Genomic DNA, 16,985 nt, shown 5'->3' on the forward strand with positions numbered 1-16,985 from the left:
GATAGATGCCGACTATCGCCAAGGTGCAGCCCACAGGAGCGGGTTCAGCCGCGAGCTTTTCCTGGGTAGCGCCGGAGCATCAAAGTAGGAGCGGCGGACGCCGCGAGCTCTTGATCTCTGGCGCAACCGGGACAAGTTCGCGGCTTCCGCTGCTCCTGCAGCGTTCCACGCTATGCGAAGGAGCCGGCGCTTCCTGAATCAGCGGCCGCCGCCAAGCAACCCACCGCCGATCTTCATCAGGTCGCCAATGCCCAGCTCCCCGTCGCCGTCCTGGTCGAGCACGGCACCGAGCAGGCCACCGCCGAGGCCGCCCTGCTGGCGGATCTGCTGTTGCTCCTGGCCGAGGAGGCCGCTCAGGGCATCCGGGCCTGCAGCGGCGGCGCCGGCCTGCGCGCCCTGGCGCTGCTGGAACATGCGCTTGGCCAGATACGCCATCACGATCGGCGCGAGAATCTTCAGCAGCTGGTTCGCCTGTCCGCCCTGCAGACCGGTGGCCTGTGCGACGCCGGCCTGCGCGCGCTCCTGCTGGCCGCCGAAGATGTGGCCGAGGATGCCGGCACCGTCGGTCTGCCGGCCCTGCGCGCCGCCAAGTACAGCGCCGAGCACGCTGCCAATGTCGCCGCCGGCATGGTCGTTCTGCAGCGCGCCGAACAGCGCCTGCGCGCCCTCGGGCTGGCTGGCGTTGCGGCCCAGCGCGCCCATCAGCAGTGGCAGTGCGGCGCTGATGGCGGACGAGGCTTGCGAGGAGTCGATGCCAAGCTGCTGTGCGACCTGCTGGGCCGGTGCGCCTTGGAGCTGGGAAGCGAGGTCGTCGGTGAGGGTGGCCATCGGGCGTTTCCTTGGGGATGTGGGACCGCCATCCTACGATCCGGGCGTTGCGCCCGTGTCAATCCCGCGCCGGACCATCGATGCGCCGCGTCCAGTCCTCGACGCCGTCCAGCTGCAGGCGGCGCTCGATCAACTTGCGCCACGATGGCACCAGCGGCAGCTGCAGGGCCGGCTCCAGCGCCTCGCGCGACAGCACGCGGTCGAACAGCAGCGCGTTGAGCCGGCGCAACGTCCACTCCGGGTACGGGCGCGCGTCGAGCCGCAGCGTGTCCCCGGCCCGCGCATTGCCCGGCTGCAGCACGCGGTAGTACCAGCCGGTGCGGCCGGTAGCCTGCACGCGGCGCGCCATGTCGCGCACGCCGAAGCGGTCGTTGAGCTTCCAGCACGGTTGCCGGCCCTGGCTGACTTCCAGCAGCGCGCTGCCGAGGGCAAAGCGGTCGCCGAGGCAGACGTTGCCTTCGTCGAGGCCGCGGGTGCTGATGTTCTCGCCGAACGCGCCCGGCGCGTGCAGCAGCGGTGAATCGCCGATGTCACCGCGCCAGGCCCGATAGTGGTCGAAGGCGTAGTGGTGGACCGCCTTGTCTGGTCCGCCGTGGACGCGCGGGTCGCCCTGTTCGTCGCCGTCGAAACCCAGCGTGCCGATCGCAACCATGCCCGCAAGCGGATGCTTGTCGATCGCGCTGCGGCTGCCCGGGCGCGTGTAGGGCCTGGCGGCGCCCGCCAGCAGGACGTCGACGCGCACGGCGGCCGGCGTGGTCATGCCAGCGACTTGAGCCGGTACAGCGCTTCGAGCGCCTGCTTCGGCGTCAGATCGTCCGGGTCGATGCCGGCCAGTGCGTCCATCGCCGCCGATGACGGCGCGAACAGCCCGATCTGCTGCGGCGCGTCCAGGGCATCGGCCGACAGTGCCGGGGCACCGTCGCGCATGTGCCGCTCCAGCTCCGCGAGCCGGCTGCGCGCCTGCGCGATCACCGCCTTCGGCAACCCGGCCAGCGCCGCCACCTGCAGGCCGAAGCTGCGGTCGGCCGGGCCGTCCTTGACCGCGTGCATGAACACCAGCGATTCGCTGCCGTCCTGCGCGCGGTGCTCGACCGCGTCCAGGTGCACGTTGGCGATGCCGCTGCCCGGTTCGGCCAGCGCGGTGAGTTCGAAATAGTGCGTGGCGAACAGCGTGTAGCTGCGGTTGATCGCCGCCAGGTGGCGTGCGCACGAATCCGCCAGCGCGAGGCCGTCGTAGGTCGACGTGCCGCGGCCGATCTCGTCCATCAGCACCAGCGAACGCTCGGTGGCGTGGTGCAGGATGTAGCTGGTCTCGCTCATCTCGACCATGAAGGTCGACTGCCCGCGCGCGAGGTCGTCGCCGGCGCCGATGCGGGTGAGGATGCGGTCGATCGGGCCGATCGTCGCGCGCGCGGCCGGCACGAAGCTGCCGATGTGGGCGAGCAGCACGATCAGCGCGTTCTGGCGCATGTAGGTGCTCTTGCCGCCCATGTTGGGGCCGGTGATGACCAGCATGCGGCGATCGTCATGCAGGTCGAGGTCGTTGGGTTCGAACGGCTCGTCGCGCACGGCTTCCACCACCGGGTGGCGGCCGCGTTCGATGCGCAGGCAGGCGTCGTCGACCAGCGCCGGCCGCGACCAGTCCAGCGCCTGCGCGCGTTCGGCCAGGCAGGCCAGCACGTCGAGTTCGCTCAGCGCAGCGCCGCAGCGCTTGAGCGATTCGAGGTGTTCGTTGAGGGCGTCGAGCAACTGCTCGTACAGCAGTCGCTCGCGCGCCAGCGAACGCTCGCGCGCCGACAGCACCTTGTCCTCGAAGGCCTTGAGTTCCTCGGTGATGTAGCGCTCGGCGTTGGCCAGCGTCTGCCGCCGGGTGTAGTGCGTCGGCGCCTTGGCCACGTGCGCCTTGCTGATTTCGAGGTAGTAGCCGTGGACGCGGTTGTAGCCGACCTTCAGCGTCGGGATGCCGCTGGCCTCGCGCTCGCGCTGCTCCAGGTCGACGAGGAACTGGTCGGCGCTGGTCGACAGCCGCCGCAGTTCCGCCAGTTCCGCGTCGTAGCCGTCGGCGAACACGCCGCCGTCGCGCGCCAGCACCGGCGGCTGCTCGACCAGCGCTTCGGCCAGCAGCGACGCCTGCGCCTCGTGCTCGCCGAGTCCGGCCACCAGTTCCTGCAGGCGCGGCGAGTCCAGCGGCGACAGCAGTTCGCGCAGCTGCGGCAGCATGCCCAGCGCGTCGCGCAGCGTGCCCAGGTCGCGCGGCCGCGCCGAGCGCAGGGCCACGCGCGAGAGGATGCGTTCGACGTCGCCGAGCGCGCGGAAGGTTTCGCGCAGATCGGCCTCGCGACCACTGTCGATCAGCGCCGCGACCGCGTGGTGGCGCTGGCCGACCACGTCGCGGTCGCGCAGCGGCCGGTGCAGCCAGCGTCGCAGCAGGCGCCCGCCCATCGGCGTGACGGTGCTGTCGAGCACGCCGAGCAGGGTGTGCTTCTGTTCGCCGTCGATGCGGGTGTCCAGTTCCAGGTGGCGGCGGGTGGCGGCATTCATCGCGATCGCGCCGTCGCTCGATTCCATCGCGATCGAGGTCAGGTGCGGCAGGCGCTGCTTCTGGGTTTCCTCGACGTAGCCGAGCAGGGCGCCGGCGGCGGCGATGGCCAGCGGGCGCTCGTCGATGCCGAACGCGGACAGGTCGTGCAGGTTGAAGAACTGCAGCAGCTGGCGGCGCCCGCTGTCGGCGTCGAACAGCCACGGCGCGCGCCGGCGCAGGCCGCCGCGGGTGCTGGCGAAGGCCGGCCAGCCGTCCTCGTCGGGGAGCAGCAGTTCGGCCGGGTCCAGGCGCGCGAGTTCGGCCTCCAGCGCATCGTCGTTGCCGACCTCGTTGACCAGGAAGCGCCCGCCGGCCAGGTCCGCCCAGGCCAGGCCGTAGCCGCCCTTGCCGCGGGCCATGGCGAGCAGCAGCGTGTCGCGCCGCTCGCTCAGCAGCGCCTCGTCGGTGACCGTGCCCGGGGTGACGATCCGCACCACCTTGCGTTCGACCAGCCCCTTGCTCGCCGCCGGGTCGCCGATCTGCTCGCAGATCGCCACCGACTCGCCCAGCGCCACCAGCCGCGCGAGATACCCCTCGGCGGCGTGGTAGGGCACGCCGGCCATCGGGATCGGCTTGCCGGCCGAGGCGCCGCGCTGGGTCAGGGTAATGTCGAGCAGCTTCGCCGCCTTGCGCGCGTCGTCGTAGAACAGTTCGTAGAAATCGCCCATGCGGAAGAACAGCAACACGTCCGGGTGGTCGGCCTTGGCTGCGAAAAACTGGCGCATCAAGGGGGTGTGCTGTTCGTGGGACATCGGTTCCGGGGCGGGACTCGGGGAAGGACCGCTAGTGTGCCCGAACCCCCCGCGCGACCCGAAACCGACCGGTCCCCGGCACGGTTGCCAAAGCGCCCGGAGACTGTGCTATACGTCACCGTATTCAAGGGTTCCGCGGCACAGCCGCGGAGGTGCGGCCTTTCCCCCACGATGGCCGCGCCAACCCGGTGCACGAGGGCGGTTTGCCCGCGTCGCGCCGGGCAGGAAGTTGAGTGACCGCATCGCGCGGGACAGGGCACGCTCATCCAACCATTCGGGGGAATCCATGGCCATTCGCCATCTGCAACTGCAACGCCAGACGCTCGCCGCCGCGGTGTTCGCGGCCTGCCTGACGATGTCCGTCGCCGCACAGGCACAGGAAACCGGAGACGCCGGCGCGCCCGCGCAACCGGTCGCCGACGATGACCGGCCGGTGACGCTGGCCACCATGACCGTCACCGCGCAGAAGCGCGAGGAGGCGCTGCAGGACGTGCCGATCTCGGTGACGGTGCTGGACGAGCAGCTGATCCAGGACATGGGCGTGCACGACATCAAGGACATGCAGATCCTGGTGCCCGGCCTTACCGTGACCAGCACCCAGAGCGAGGCGATCACCACCGCACGCATCCGCGGCATCGGCACCGTCGGCGACAACGTGGGCCTGGAGTCGTCGGTCGGCATCGTGATCGACGGCGTCTACCGGCCGCGCAACAGCGTCGGCTTCGGCGACCTCGGCCAGATCGAGCGCATCGAAGTGCTCAAGGGGCCGCAGGGCACCGTGTTCGGCAAGAACACCTCGGCCGGCGTGATCAACGTCGTCACCCGCCGCCCGAGCTACACCCAGAGCGCGGAAGGCGAGATCACCGCCGGCAACTACGGCGCGTTCGGCGTGTCGGGCAGCTACAACGACGCGCTGGGCGAATCGGCGGCCTTCAGCGTGTACGCGGCCAAGCGCAAGCGCGACGGCTGGATGGACGTCCGGACCGGCAGCGGCCCGCGCACCGAGGACAAGGACTACGACCAGAACTATCACACCCTGCGCGGCAAGTTGCTGCTGGAGCCGAGCGAGTCGCTCGACATCCTGTTGTCCGCCGACTTCACCAGCCGCGAGGAGAACTGCTGCACCGCGGTGCAGACCACGGTCGGCGCGACCGCCGGCATCCTCAACGCGCTGGTGGGCGGCAAGGCCGTGGCTGCGCCCGGCGACGATCCGTTCGACCGCGTCGCCTACAGCAACCGCCCGACCACGCAGGACATCAAGGACAAGGGCGTGTCGGCCCAGATCGACTGGGAGTCGCCGTGGATGGGCGGCGCCACGCTGACGTCGATCACTGCGGGGCGCGAGTGGCAGTCGATCAACGGCCTGGACTATGACTTCTCCACCGCGGACATCCTCTACCGCAACCCGGACGAGGACGAATCGTTCACCGGCTTCAAGACCCTGAGCCAGGAGTTCCGCCTCACCGGCGCGACCGAGCGGGTGGACTGGATGGTCGGGTTCTTCTACGCCGACGAGGACCTCGACCGCACCGAGACCTATCGCATCGGCCCGCACTACGAGCCCTACCTGTCGATCGCGCTGCTGTCGCTGGTCAATCCTGCGCTGGGGCAGCTGCCCAACGCGCCGACCATGCTGGCCGACGCCACCGGGCGCGCGCCGGGCACGGTGTTCGCCGGTCTCGGCGCGCTCGACCGCTACCAGCAGAACGCGAAGAGCGCCGCGCTGTTCACCAACAACACCTGGCACGCGACCGACGCGCTCGACCTGACCCTGGGCCTGCGCTACACGCGCGAGAAGAAGACGCTCGACGCGCACTACAGCAATCCCAACGGCAGCGCCGGCTGCGCGGCCATGCTCGACCCGGTCAACGGCCAGGCGCGCATCGCCGCGGCGCTGATAGCGCGCGGCGTGCCGGCAGCGGCCTTGCCGCAGGTGATCCCGCAGGTCATGGGTTACAGCTGCCTGCCGTGGGCCAATCCGCTGCACGTGATGCGTACCGACGCGGCCGGCAACTTCATCGGCGGCGACACCTACCAGTCGCGCGAGGACAAGGAATGGTCGGGCACGCTGAAGGCCGCCTACCGCTGGAACGAGCACGTCATGACCTACCTGTCGGCCGCGCGCGGCTACAAGGGCGGCGGTTTCAACCTCGACCGCGTGCAGTCCAGCACCGGGCTCTCCAGCGGCGGCACCGGCATCCTGCCGGTCAACGACACCTCGTTCCCGGCGGAATTCGTCGACAGCTACGAGCTGGGCGCCAAGACCACCTGGGCCGACGGCTCGCTGCTGCTCAACGCGACACTGTTCCTGCAGGAATACGAGGACTTCCAGCTCAACAGCTTCCTCGGCACCAGCTTCGTGGTGCGCTCGATCCCCAAGGTCACGTCCAAGGGCCTGGACGCGGAAATCCTGTGGCAGCCGCGCGCCGTACCCGGGCTGATGCTGCAGGGCGGCGTGATGTACGCCGACACCACCTTTGGCAACAACATCCCGGGCGACGATTTCATCGAACCCACCGGCGCGCTGTACAAGCTGCCGGGTGCGACGATGCCGTTCGCGCCGGACTGGTCCGGCTCGGCATCGGTGACCTACGCGTGGGACATGGGTAGCCGCCTGCAGGGCCGTTTCAACATCGGTGCCAGGTACATGTCCGACTACAACACCGGCTCGGACCTGGACGTGGAGAAGGAGCAGGGCGCCTACACCGTGGTCAACGCGCGGGTAGGCATCGGCGCGCGCGACGACCGCTGGTCGTTCGAGCTGTGGGCCACCAACCTGACCGACACCGATTACGTGCAGGTGGGCTTCGACGGGCCGCTGCAGAACGTCTCGCCGGTGCCGAACAACCCGTTCAACACCTTCAACGCGTTCCCCGGCGCGCCGCGGATGTACGGCGCCACGCTGCGCGTGCGCTACTGAGCGACCGTGCCGTCCCCGCGCGAACGGGCGCGCGGGGCGGCGCCACGCCCACGGCGCCGGCCGGATGGAGTACAACGTGCGTTTTCGCCGGAGCGAACACGCATGTCCGAGCCCATTCCAAGCGACGAGGAACTGCGCATCGTCGCCGACGCCGTCGGCGTGCGCCTGCGCGGGTCGCGCGACTCCCTGGTCGCGGCCGAAAGCTGCACCGGCGGCTGGATCGCCAAGACGGTGACCGACATCGCCGGTTCCTCGGATTGGTTCGACTGCGGCATGGTCGCCTACAGCTACGAGGCCAAGCAGGCGCTGCTGGGCGTGCGCCCGGAGACGCTGGAAATCCACGGCGCGGTCAGCCGCGAGACGGCGGTGGAAATGGTCTCCGGCGCGCTGGTCAACTCCGGCGCGACCATCGCCGTGGCGGTGACCGGCATCGCCGGCCCGGGCGGCGGCAGCGACGACAAGCCGGTCGGCACGGTCTGGATCGGCTGGAAGCGCCGCGGCGGCTACGCCCGCGCCGAGGTCTTCCATTTCGCCGGCGACCGCGACTGCGTGCGCCGGCAGACGGTGGCCGCGGCGCTGCGGGGGCTGGGGGAGTTGTAGAACCGGTCCGTTAGTAGTATTACTACTAACCATGGACCTGTCCGATACCCAGCAAGCCATCCTCGCCCTGATCGCCGAGCGCATCGAGGCCGAGGGCATGCCGCCGTCGCAGACGGAGATCGCCCGCGCCTTCGGCTTCAGCGGGGTGCGCGCGGCGCAGTACCACCTCGACGCGCTGGAAGCCGCCGGCGCCATCGAGCGCGTGCCCGGCCGCGCGCGCGGCATCCGCCTGCTGCACGCGCCCGAAGCCGCGCAGCGCGAGCTGGCGCTGCCGGCATCGGCCAACGAGGACGTGCTGGAGCTGCCCGTGCTGGGACAGGTCGCGGCCGGCCTGCCGATTGGCGCCGACATCGGCTCCGAGCAGGTGGTACTGATGGATCGCGCCTTCTTTTCGCCGGCACCCGATTACCTGCTGAAGGTAAAAGGCGACTCGATGCGCGACGAAGGCATCTTCGACGGCGACCTGATCGGCGTGCACCGCACCGCGGACGCCCGCTCGGGGCAGATCGTGATCGCCCGCATCGACGACGAGATCACGGTCAAGCTGCTGAAGGTCGGCAGGGACCGCATCCGCCTGCTGCCGCGCAATCCCGATTTCGAGCCCATCGACGTGATGCCCGACCAGGACTTCGCCATCGAGGGCCTGTACTGCGGCCTGGTGAGGCCGAACCGGTGACCGCCCGCTGCGCGGGCGGGGCTTTCCCGCACACTCCCCGCGGCATTTCCCGACCCGCCGGCGCGGCGTGCACCGACTGCATCGGCCACGGCACCGCGGCCATCCTGCGCCTGTCGGCCGCGGTCGCAGCCCCTGCGACCACGCCCGGCCACACTCTTTCCAACGCCCCATACACACCATGACGAGGACCACCACGATGGACGAGAACAAGAAGCGCGCGCTCTCCGCGGCCCTGACCCAGATCGAGAAGCAGTACGGCAAGGGCTCGGTCATGCGCATGGGCGACCGCGTCGCCGAAGTGGTGCCGGTGATCCCGACCGGCTCGTTGCTGCTCGATACCGCCCTGGGCATCGGCGGCCTGCCGCGCGGCCGCGTGGTCGAGATCTACGGCCCGGAGTCCTCGGGCAAGACCACGCTGACCCTGCAGACCATCGCGCAGTGCCAGAAGCTGGGCGGCGTGTGCGCCTTCATCGACGCCGAGCACGCGCTCGATCCCACCTACGCGCAGAAGCTGGGCGTCAACGTCGAGGACCTGCTGGTCTCGCAGCCCGACACCGGCGAGCAGGCGCTGGAAATCGCCGACATGCTGGTGCGCTCCAACGCCGTGGACATGGTGGTCATCGACTCGGTCGCCGCGCTCACCCCGCGCGCCGAGATCGAGGGCGAGATGGGCGACCAGCTGCCCGGCCTGCAGGCGCGGCTGATGAGCCAGGCCCTGCGCAAGCTCACCGGCAACATCAAGCGCAGCAACTGCATGGTGTTCTTCATCAACCAGCTGCGCCACAAGATCGGCGTCATGATGCCGGGGCAGAGTCCGGAAACCACCAGCGGCGGCAATGCGTTGAAGTTCTATGCCTCGGTGCGCATGGACATCCGCCGCATCGGCTCGGTCAAGAAGGGCGACGAGATCATCGGCAACCAGACCAAGATCAAGGTGGTCAAGAACAAGATGGCGCCGCCGTTCAAGCAGGTCATCACCGAGATCCTCTACGGCCAGGGCATCAGCCGCGAGGGCGAACTGATCGACATGGGCGTGGACGCCAAGCTGGTCGAGAAGTCCGGTGCCTGGTACAGCTGCGACGGCGAGCGCATCGGGCAGGGCAAGGAGAACGCCCGCCAGTACCTCAAGGACAACCCGGAAGTCGCCGCCAGGATCGAGGCCGCGCTGCGCGAGAAACTCGCGCCGGCGGTGGTGGTGGCCGAGGACAAGGCCGAGGAAGAAGACACCAAGGCCTGACCTGCCTGATGCGTTCCCCGGATCGCCACGACACGCCTGCAGCCGGGGCACCGGCCGGCGAAGGCCGGCGCAGGCGCCGCCGGCCGGAGCCGACCCCGGCACAGCGCGCGCTGGGGCTGCTGGTGCGGCGCGAACACTCGCGCAAGGAGCTGGCCACCAAGCTGGCCGCGCGCGGCGTGCCCCCCGAAGAGGCGAGCGCCGCCGTCGAGCGGATGGCGGCCGAGGGCTGGCAGGACGACGCCCGTTTCGCCGAAAGCCTGGCCCGTTCGCGTGCCGGTTCCGGCTACGGCCCGCTGCGGATCCGCGCCGAGCTGGGTACCCACGGCCTGGACGAGGCCGTGATCGCCCGCGCCTTCGACGCCCTGGCCGAAGCCGGCGGGGACGACTGGATTGCGCGCGCGCGGGACCTGGTCAAACGCCGCTTCGGCGACGGCCTCGCCACCGATATCGCCCGCCGGCGCAAGGCGGCCGATTTTCTCCTGCGCCGGGGCTTCGATGGCGACACGATCCGGCGCGCGACCCGCGGTAGTCCCGACGACGATTGAGCGGGGCGTCGGCGCGCGAAAACGCGTTCCGGCGCGGGCCTGCGGCCTGTTAATCTAGGCAATTGGGCCGCCAGACAGGCGCCGTGTCCGGGCTATTTGCCGCGGATCCGGTACCGGGTCGCGCCCGCCAGCCCAGACGCCAGCCAGAGCATGTCCACCAAGACCCCGACCACCGCCGACATCCGCCGCGACTTCCTCGATTTCTTCGCCGCCCGCGACCACACCATCGTGCCCTCGGCATCGCTGGTTCCCGGCAATGATCCGACCCTGTTGTTCACCAACTCCGGCATGGTCCAGTTCAAGGACGTGTTCCTCGGCGCCGAGAAGCGCAGCTACGTGCGCGCGGCGGACGTCCAGCGCTGCCTGCGCGCCGGCGGCAAGCACAACGACCTCGACCAGGTCGGTTACACGGCCCGCCACCACACCTTCTTCGAGATGCTGGGCAACTGGTCGTTCGGCGACTACTTCAAGAAGGACGCCATTGCCTGGTCGTGGGAACTGCTGACGAAAGTCTGGAAGATCCCGCCCGGGCGCCTGCTGGTCACCGTCTACCAGACCGACGACGAGGCCTACGGCATCTGGCGCGACGATATCGGCCTTGCGCCCGAACGCATCATCCGCATCGGCGACAACAAGGGCGCGCCGTACGCCTCCGACAATTTCTGGCAGATGGCCGACACCGGCCCCTGCGGCCCGTGCACCGAGATCTTCTACGACCACGGCGCGCACATCGCCGGCGGGCCTCCGGGCTCGCCCGACGAGGACGGCGACCGCTTCATCGAGATCTGGAACCTGGTGTTCATGCAGTTCGACCGCCAGCCCGACGGCAGCCTGCAGCCACTGCCGGCGCCGTGCGTGGACACCGGCATGGGCCTGGAGCGCCTGGCCGCGGTGCTCCAGGGCGTGCACGGCAATTACGAGATCGACCTGTTCCAGGTACTGATCCGCAAGGCCGCCGAACTGACCGGTACCGCGGACCTGGAGAACAAGTCGCTGCGCGTGATCGCCGACCACATCCGCGCCTGTAGCTTCCTGATCGTCGACGGCGTGCTGCCCTCCAACGAGGGCCGCGGCTACGTGCTGCGCCGGATCATCCGCCGCGCGCTGCGCCACGGCTGGATGCTGGGCGTGCGCCAGCCGTTCTTCCACAGGCTGGTCGCCACCGTCGACGAGTTGATGGGCGAGGCCTACCCGGAGCTCCGCCGCAGCCGCGAGCTGGTCGAGCGCGCGCTGAAGGCCGAGGAGGAGCGCTTCGCCGAGACGCTCGATTCGGGCATGCGCATCTTCGACGAGATCGCCGCACGCAGCGGCGACGCGAAGGGCGGCACGATCCCCGGCGCCGATGCGTTCCGCCTCTACGACACCTACGGCTTCCCGGTCGACCTCACCGCCGACATCGCGCGCGAGCGCGGCCTGTCGGTGGACATGGCCGGCTTCGAGGCCGCGATGGAACACCAGCGCGAAACCGCGCGCGCGGCCGGCAAGTTTTCGTCCAGCACCGGCCTGCCGGCCGACCTGGTCGCGAAGCTTCAGCCGACCGGTTTCCTTGGCTACGACACGCTCACCGCCGGTGGCCTGGAAGTGGTCGCGCTGCTGCGCGGCGGCCGTCCGGTCGATTCGATCGAAGCGGGCGACGAGGCAGTGGTGTTGCTCGACCGCACCCCGTTCTACGCCGAGTCCGGCGGCCAGGTCGGCGACATCGGCGAGCTGGACGGGCAGGGCGTGCGCTTCTGCGTGTCCGACACGCAGAAGTACGCCGGCCAGTTCCATGGCCACGTCGGCAGGCTCGCCGCCGGCACGCTGAAGGTCGGCGACCACGTCGTCGCCTCGGTCGACGGCGCGCGACGCGGCGCCACCATCCTCAACCACAGCGCCACCCACCTGCTGCACGCCGCGCTGCGCAGCGTGCTGGGCACGCATGTCACCCAGAAGGGCTCGCTGGTCGCGCCCGACCGCCTGCGCTTCGACTTCTCCCATTTCCAGCCGATGACGGCCGCGGAGCTGGCCGAGGTCGAGCGCCGCGTCAACGCCGACATCCGCGCCAACCACGCCGCGGAAGTGCACCAGATGGGCATGCAGGAAGCGCTGGACTTCGGCGCGATGGCGCTGTTCGGCGAGAAATACGGCGAACGCGTGCGCGTGCTGCGCATGGGCGACGCCTCGACCGAACTGTGCGGCGGCACCCACGTTGCCCGCACCGGCGACATCGGCCTGTTCAAGATCGTCTCCGAGGGCGGCGTGTCGGCCGGCGTGCGCCGGATCGAGGCGCTGACCGGGCAGGGCGCGCTCGACCACGTTGCCGCCGAAGAGCGGCAGCTGGATGAGACCGCGCACCTGCTGGGCGGCACCCCGGCCGAGGCCGCCGCCAAGCTGCGCGTCCTGCTGGACCGGCAGAAAAAGCTCGAGCGCGAACTCGAGTCAATGAAGGCCAAGGCCGCCAGCGGTGCCACCGCGGACCTCGCGTCCAGCGCCGTGGAGATCGACGGCATCAAGGTGCTCGCCGCGCGGCTGGAAGGCTTCGACGCCAAGGCATTGCGCGAGGCGGTCGATCGCCTCAAGCAGCAGCTGGGCGATACCGTCGTCCTGCTCGCCGGCGCCAGCGGCGGCAAGGCGGCCCTGGTCGCCGGTGTCGGTGGCGCGGCGCTGAAGCGGGTCAAGGCCGGGGACCTGCTGTCCCACGTGGCCGGGCTGACCAACGGAAAGGGCGGCGGGCGTCCGGACATGGCCCAGGGCGGCGGCGAAGACGGGCCGGCACTGGCGGCCGCGCTCGAGGGCGTCCCCGGCTGGGTCGCTGGCCGCCTGCAGGCTGCATGAATAGTGCCCCAAGGCATGACCTTTGACTGGTTGCCGGTGGCCGGTATCAGCCCTTAACATCGTTCTCTTTTCCGACTTGTAAACGTTTTTTCGGCGCGAACCGCCGGAAGCGTCCGGCCGGGTTTGCCCGGTCGGCCCATGGAGACAGACAAATGTTGATCCTCACCCGCCGCGTCGGCGAAACCCTGATGATCGGAGACTCGGTCACCGTGACCGTGCTCGGCGTCAAGGGCAATCAGGTGCGCATCGGTATCACGGCACCCAAGGACGTGGCCGTTCATCGCGAGGAAATCTACGAGCGCATCCAGCGCGGCGAGGACGCCGAGTCCGGCGCCAAGGCTGCTGGATCGACGGGAGGTTTGCCGGACCCCGAATGACCCGGTATCCTTCGCGTCCTGTTTCGCCGCCGGCCTGATGCCGGTGTCGACAGGCCCGGAGAGTTGCCCGAGTGGCTGAAGGGGCTCCCCTGCTAAGGGAGTATAGGGTTTATAGCTCTATCGAGGGTTCGAATCCCTCACTCTCCGCCAGTTCAAGTACCACCCCGCGAATGTTCCCGCATCAACTGCACGACGCCCCGAGGGCTACGCGCAGGAAGGAACGATCAAGGGATTTTGATTGACGGACCTGCCGGTATTCCGGCAAAATTCCGCTTCTGTTTCACACGCGCCCGTAGCTCAGCTGGATAGAGCACCAGGCTACGAACTTGGGGGTCGGAGGTTCGAATCCTTCCGGGCGCGCCATCTGAAAAGTATTAGGGCCAACGGGCTAGCGCTCGTTGGCCCTTTTGCTTTTTCGGGTCGGGACTGTCCCCGTGCCCATTCCGTGCCCGTGCCTCTCCCGGGTGCGTGCCCAAACCAAGAAAAATACTCGAAACGTTTGGTCGTCCTACCATTTGCGATATGGGGGCATCATCCCTCATGAATGGCTTTCAGTTCGCGTGGCCACATCAAAGCGTGGCTGTTCGCGCAGCGGCAACAGGGGAATGGTGCTGGAAGGAGTCGCGGCACCCCGCGCACGGGTACTGATTCGGGACGAGGAATGGCTGGTCCGGCGCAGTAAGGCGGTCGCCTCACGCGTGGGAGGTCAGGCGCTCCGGCACCGGCTTGGTCTTTTCCAGGCCGAAGCGCGTGTATGCCCATACGAAGGCGAAAAACCCGAAGTAGATGGCCGTCCAGAAGCGCCCGAACCAGGTCTCGATGCGGTTGGCGTCGACGTCGTGCCCAAGCCAGTGCGGGAGTGCCTGGGCGAACACGCCCGCGCCGATGGCGCCGAGCATCAGGAACGACAATGCAAACAAGACGAGCGCAACCTTGTAGCCCTGGCCGCGGTAGCGGATTGACTTCACCTTCCCGCGATCCAGCCACGGCATGAAGAACAGCACGGCGATTGCCGCGAACATGACCAGCACGCCCCACAGCTTGATCCCGAGGAACGCGGGCACGACGCGCAACATCGCGTAGTAGGGGGTGAAGTACCACACTGGCTTGATGTGTTCCGGCGTCACCAGGCGGTTGGCCTCGACGAAGTTGTCGTGCTCGAGGAACCAGCCGCCGAAGGTGGGGGCAAAGAAAATGATGAAGGCGCCCACGAGCAGGAACACGGCCGTGCTGAGAAGATCCTCGACGCTGTAATAGGGATGGAAGGGAATGCCGTCGAGTGGCACGCCTTTCGCATCGAGGCTGTCGCCGATCTCGATCCCGTCCGGATTGTTGGAGCCCATCTCGTGCAGCGCCAGGATATGGATCGTCACCAGCAACAGCAGCGCCAGCGGCAACGCGATCACGTGCAACGCGAAGAAGCGGTTGAGGGTGGCGTCGCCCGGCAGGTAGTCGCCCATGATCCATTCGGTCAAGCCGTTGCCGACGACGGGTATCGCGCCGAACAGCGAGATGATCACCTTGGCGCCCCAGAACGACATCTGGCCCCACGGCAGCACGTAACCCATGAACGCCTCGGCCATCAGCACCAGATACACCAGCATCCCCAGCACCCAGACCAGCTCGCGCGGCTTCTTGTACGACCCGTACAGCAGCGCGCGGAACATGTGCAGGTAGACGACGACGAAGAACAGCGAGGCGCCGGTGCTGTGCATGTAGCGGATCAGCCAGCCCCACGGCACGTCGCGCATGATGTACTCGACCGACGAGAATGCTTCGGCCGCGGACGGCTTGAAGTGCATCGCCAGGAAGATGCCCGTGAACAGCTGGTTGACCAGCGCCACTCCCGCCAGCGCGCCGAACAGGTACCAGACGTTGAAGTTCTTCGGCGCGTAATAGGTCGCGGTGTGGGCCGAGACGAAAGACAGCCAGGGCAGGCGCTCCTCGATCCAGCCCAGCACGCGGTTCTTCGGATGCAGGCGGACGATCTTCAGGGCCATGGCTTCATCACTCCCGGCTCTAGTCCGGCGATGATTCGTCGAGGGCGATGACGTGCTTGATGCCTTGGCGGAACATCTTGGTGTAGGGGCAGATGCGCTCCGTGCTGCGGACCAGTTCCGCCGCGAGTGCGCGATCGAGGCCGGGCAGGCTGATCCGGGCTTCGGCCGTGAGCAGGAACAGACCGTCGACCGGGTCCCGGGCGGCGGTCACGGTAGCTTCCACGCTGGCATCGAGCAGGGCGATCCCGGCGCGCGCGGCGAGCAGGCTCAAGGCGCCATGGAAACAGGCTGCGTAGCCCGCAGCCAGCAACTGCTCGGGATTGGTGCCACCACCCGGTCCGCCGAGTTCCAGTGGCAGGCGCATGGCGACGTCGAGTGCGCCGTCATCGGATTTCACGATGCCCGAAGCGCGTCCATGCGCGGCTTCCCCGCCGGTCACGCGTACGCGACCGGTGTAGATCGGTTTGGCGTCCTCGCCGTGGTACTTGTCCAGAAGGCTCTGCGGAGGTGGCTGTAAAGGCGTCACGGGAAGACCATTGGTGTGATCGGAGATGCGGATGGGCGAGGCCGGTACACGGCTGGCATCACGACGCTTGCGCATGCGGCGCGTCGGTTGGAACGAAGCGGGGCTGGTCGACGACCCAGCGCTCGAAGCTCAGTTCGCCGTGCCAGGCAGACGCGCCCGGCATCAAGGTGTCGTTGTCGAGCTCGGCGCCGAAGTAGGGTGCGTGCACGTCGCTGACCACGTCGCGCGGATCTCCGGTGATCGCCATGAAGCGCTTGGCCAGGCTGGCCAGCGACTCGCTCTGGGGGCCGGCGATTTCGATGATGCCGTTGATCGGTGCCTCCTGTGCCAATCGCGCCACGTTCCTGGCGACGTCTGCGGCGGCGATGGGCTGCACCAGCGCCGGTGACAGCCGCACCGTGTTGCCGTCGGCGGCCGACTGGATCATGCGCGGCAAGAACTCGAAGAACTGGGTGGAATGGATGATGGTGTAGGGCATGCCGGACTCGCGGATCAGGGCTTCCTGCGCGATCTTGCCGCGGAAATAGCCACTGGCTTCCAGTTTCTCGGTACCCACTACCGACAGCGCCACGTGGTGGCCGACACCGGCCCTGGCTTCGGTGCCCAGCACGTTGCGGCCTGCAGTCTGGAAGAAGTCGAGCACTGCGGCGTCTTCGAACGAGGGCGAATTCGCCAGATCGATGACCACGTCCGCTCCTGCCATGGCGGCGTCCAGGCCCTCGCCGGTCAGGATGTCGATGCCGGTGGAGGGCGCCGCCGCAATCACCTCGTGACCTTGTCCGGCCAGTCGCGAGACGACCTTGCTGCCAATGAGTCCGGTACCACCGATCACTACGAATTTCATGTTGTTTCTCCACGCTGGGATTTGGGGGGAGGGCGATTGGAGTCCCGTTTCCGGGAGTGCCGGAACACCTGGGGATGCTAGGGAGCGTGCGTCGATGGCAGAAGACTCGTGTCGGCCTGCATGGTGTTGCCCTTTGCGCACCAATCCCGTGCGCTTCGACTGTGCCGACAAGACGCTTGCGCAAACCAGCGGTGGCAGCCGCGGCAATGGCACTGTTTCCGAGTGCGCAACACCATGCGTACGCCCTCGGGTCTACCGCGAGGCCGAGGCGCTATCTAACGTCGA

General features: G+C 68.6%; 13 protein-coding genes and 2 tRNA genes. 9 read left to right on the forward strand and 6 right to left on the reverse strand.

What is annotated here, in order from left to right:
- Positions 1–198: 198 nt before the first annotated feature.
- From ABD679_RS07960 to mutS, 3 genes are read right to left on the reverse strand one after another with little or no spacing between them, the layout of a single operon-like run.
- Positions 199–828 carry a DUF937 domain-containing protein gene (locus ABD679_RS07960; RefSeq protein ID WP_344759417.1) on the reverse strand — a complete coding sequence of 210 codons (630 nt, stop codon included), beginning with the start codon at positions 826–828 and terminating at the stop codon, positions 199–201.
- A gap of 58 nt (positions 829–886) precedes the next feature.
- Entirely contained in the window at positions 887–1,588 is a 702-nt protein-coding gene (locus tag ABD679_RS07965) for an MOSC domain-containing protein (protein WP_344759418.1), read from the reverse strand.
- Complete coding sequence (gene mutS, locus ABD679_RS07970; protein WP_344759419.1) at positions 1,585–4,161, reverse strand: DNA mismatch repair protein MutS; 2,577 nt, start codon at positions 4,159–4,161, stop codon at positions 1,585–1,587. Before mutS ends, ABD679_RS07965 begins: the two co-directional genes overlap by 4 nt.
- A gap of 286 nt (positions 4,162–4,447) precedes the next feature.
- On the opposite strand from mutS, the gene ABD679_RS07975 reads away from it, so the two are divergent.
- The 9 genes from ABD679_RS07975 to ABD679_RS08015 all read left to right on the forward strand — a co-directional run bounded on the left by ABD679_RS07975 (position 4,448) and on the right by ABD679_RS08015 (position 13,693).
- Entirely contained in the window at positions 4,448–7,081 is a 2,634-nt protein-coding gene (locus ABD679_RS07975; protein ID WP_344759420.1) for a TonB-dependent receptor, read from the forward strand.
- Positions 7,082–7,183: 102 nt separating this feature from the next.
- Positions 7,184–7,681, forward strand: a complete 498-nt coding sequence (locus ABD679_RS07980) for a CinA family protein (protein WP_344759421.1) — start codon at positions 7,184–7,186, stop codon at positions 7,679–7,681.
- Positions 7,682–7,712: 31 nt separating this feature from the next.
- Positions 7,713–8,357 (forward strand): transcriptional repressor LexA, encoded by a 645-nt coding sequence (gene lexA / locus ABD679_RS07985; protein WP_344759422.1) that lies wholly within the window; start codon positions 7,713–7,715, stop codon positions 8,355–8,357.
- 196 nt (positions 8,358–8,553) lie between these two features.
- Positions 8,554–9,594, forward strand: a complete 1,041-nt coding sequence (recA, locus tag ABD679_RS07990) for a recombinase RecA (RefSeq protein WP_344759564.1) — start codon at positions 8,554–8,556, stop codon at positions 9,592–9,594.
- An 8-nt stretch (positions 9,595–9,602) separates the two neighbouring features.
- Positions 9,603–10,139 (forward strand): recombination regulator RecX, encoded by a 537-nt coding sequence (gene recX / locus ABD679_RS07995; protein WP_344759423.1) that lies wholly within the window; start codon positions 9,603–9,605, stop codon positions 10,137–10,139.
- A 150-nt stretch (positions 10,140–10,289) separates the two neighbouring features.
- Entirely contained in the window at positions 10,290–12,953 is a 2,664-nt protein-coding gene (alaS, locus tag ABD679_RS08000) for an alanine--tRNA ligase (RefSeq protein WP_344759424.1), read from the forward strand.
- A gap of 152 nt (positions 12,954–13,105) precedes the next feature.
- Positions 13,106–13,330, forward strand: a complete 225-nt coding sequence (csrA, locus tag ABD679_RS08005; RefSeq protein ID WP_344759425.1) for a carbon storage regulator CsrA — start codon at positions 13,106–13,108, stop codon at positions 13,328–13,330.
- A gap of 57 nt (positions 13,331–13,387) precedes the next feature.
- Positions 13,388–13,480: transfer RNA gene (locus ABD679_RS08010), tRNA-Ser, on the forward strand.
- 136 nt (positions 13,481–13,616) lie between these two features.
- Positions 13,617–13,693 (forward strand) — tRNA-Arg (locus ABD679_RS08015).
- Positions 13,694–14,022: 329 nt separating this feature from the next.
- Here ABD679_RS08015 and ABD679_RS08020 read toward each other — a convergent pair.
- Genes ABD679_RS08020 through ABD679_RS08030 form a run of 3 tightly spaced genes read right to left on the reverse strand, consistent with a single transcriptional unit; the run spans position 14,023 to position 16,700 of the window.
- On the reverse strand, positions 14,023–15,330 hold the full coding sequence (locus ABD679_RS08020) for a cytochrome b (protein WP_425561866.1): 1,308 nt from the start codon (positions 15,328–15,330) through the stop codon (positions 14,023–14,025).
- Positions 15,331–15,349: 19 nt separating this feature from the next.
- Positions 15,350–15,931, reverse strand: coding sequence for an OsmC family protein (locus ABD679_RS08025; RefSeq protein WP_344759426.1), 582 nt, complete (start codon positions 15,929–15,931; stop codon positions 15,350–15,352).
- On the reverse strand, positions 15,915–16,700 hold the full coding sequence (locus ABD679_RS08030) for an SDR family oxidoreductase (RefSeq protein ID WP_344759427.1): 786 nt from the start codon (positions 16,698–16,700) through the stop codon (positions 15,915–15,917). The genes ABD679_RS08025 and ABD679_RS08030 overlap by 17 nt, the downstream gene beginning before the upstream one ends.
- Positions 16,701–16,985: the final 285 nt, after the last annotated feature.

Source organism: Luteimonas lutimaris, assembly GCF_039537065.1.
Classification (GTDB): domain Bacteria; phylum Pseudomonadota; class Gammaproteobacteria; order Xanthomonadales; family Xanthomonadaceae; genus Luteimonas; species Luteimonas lutimaris.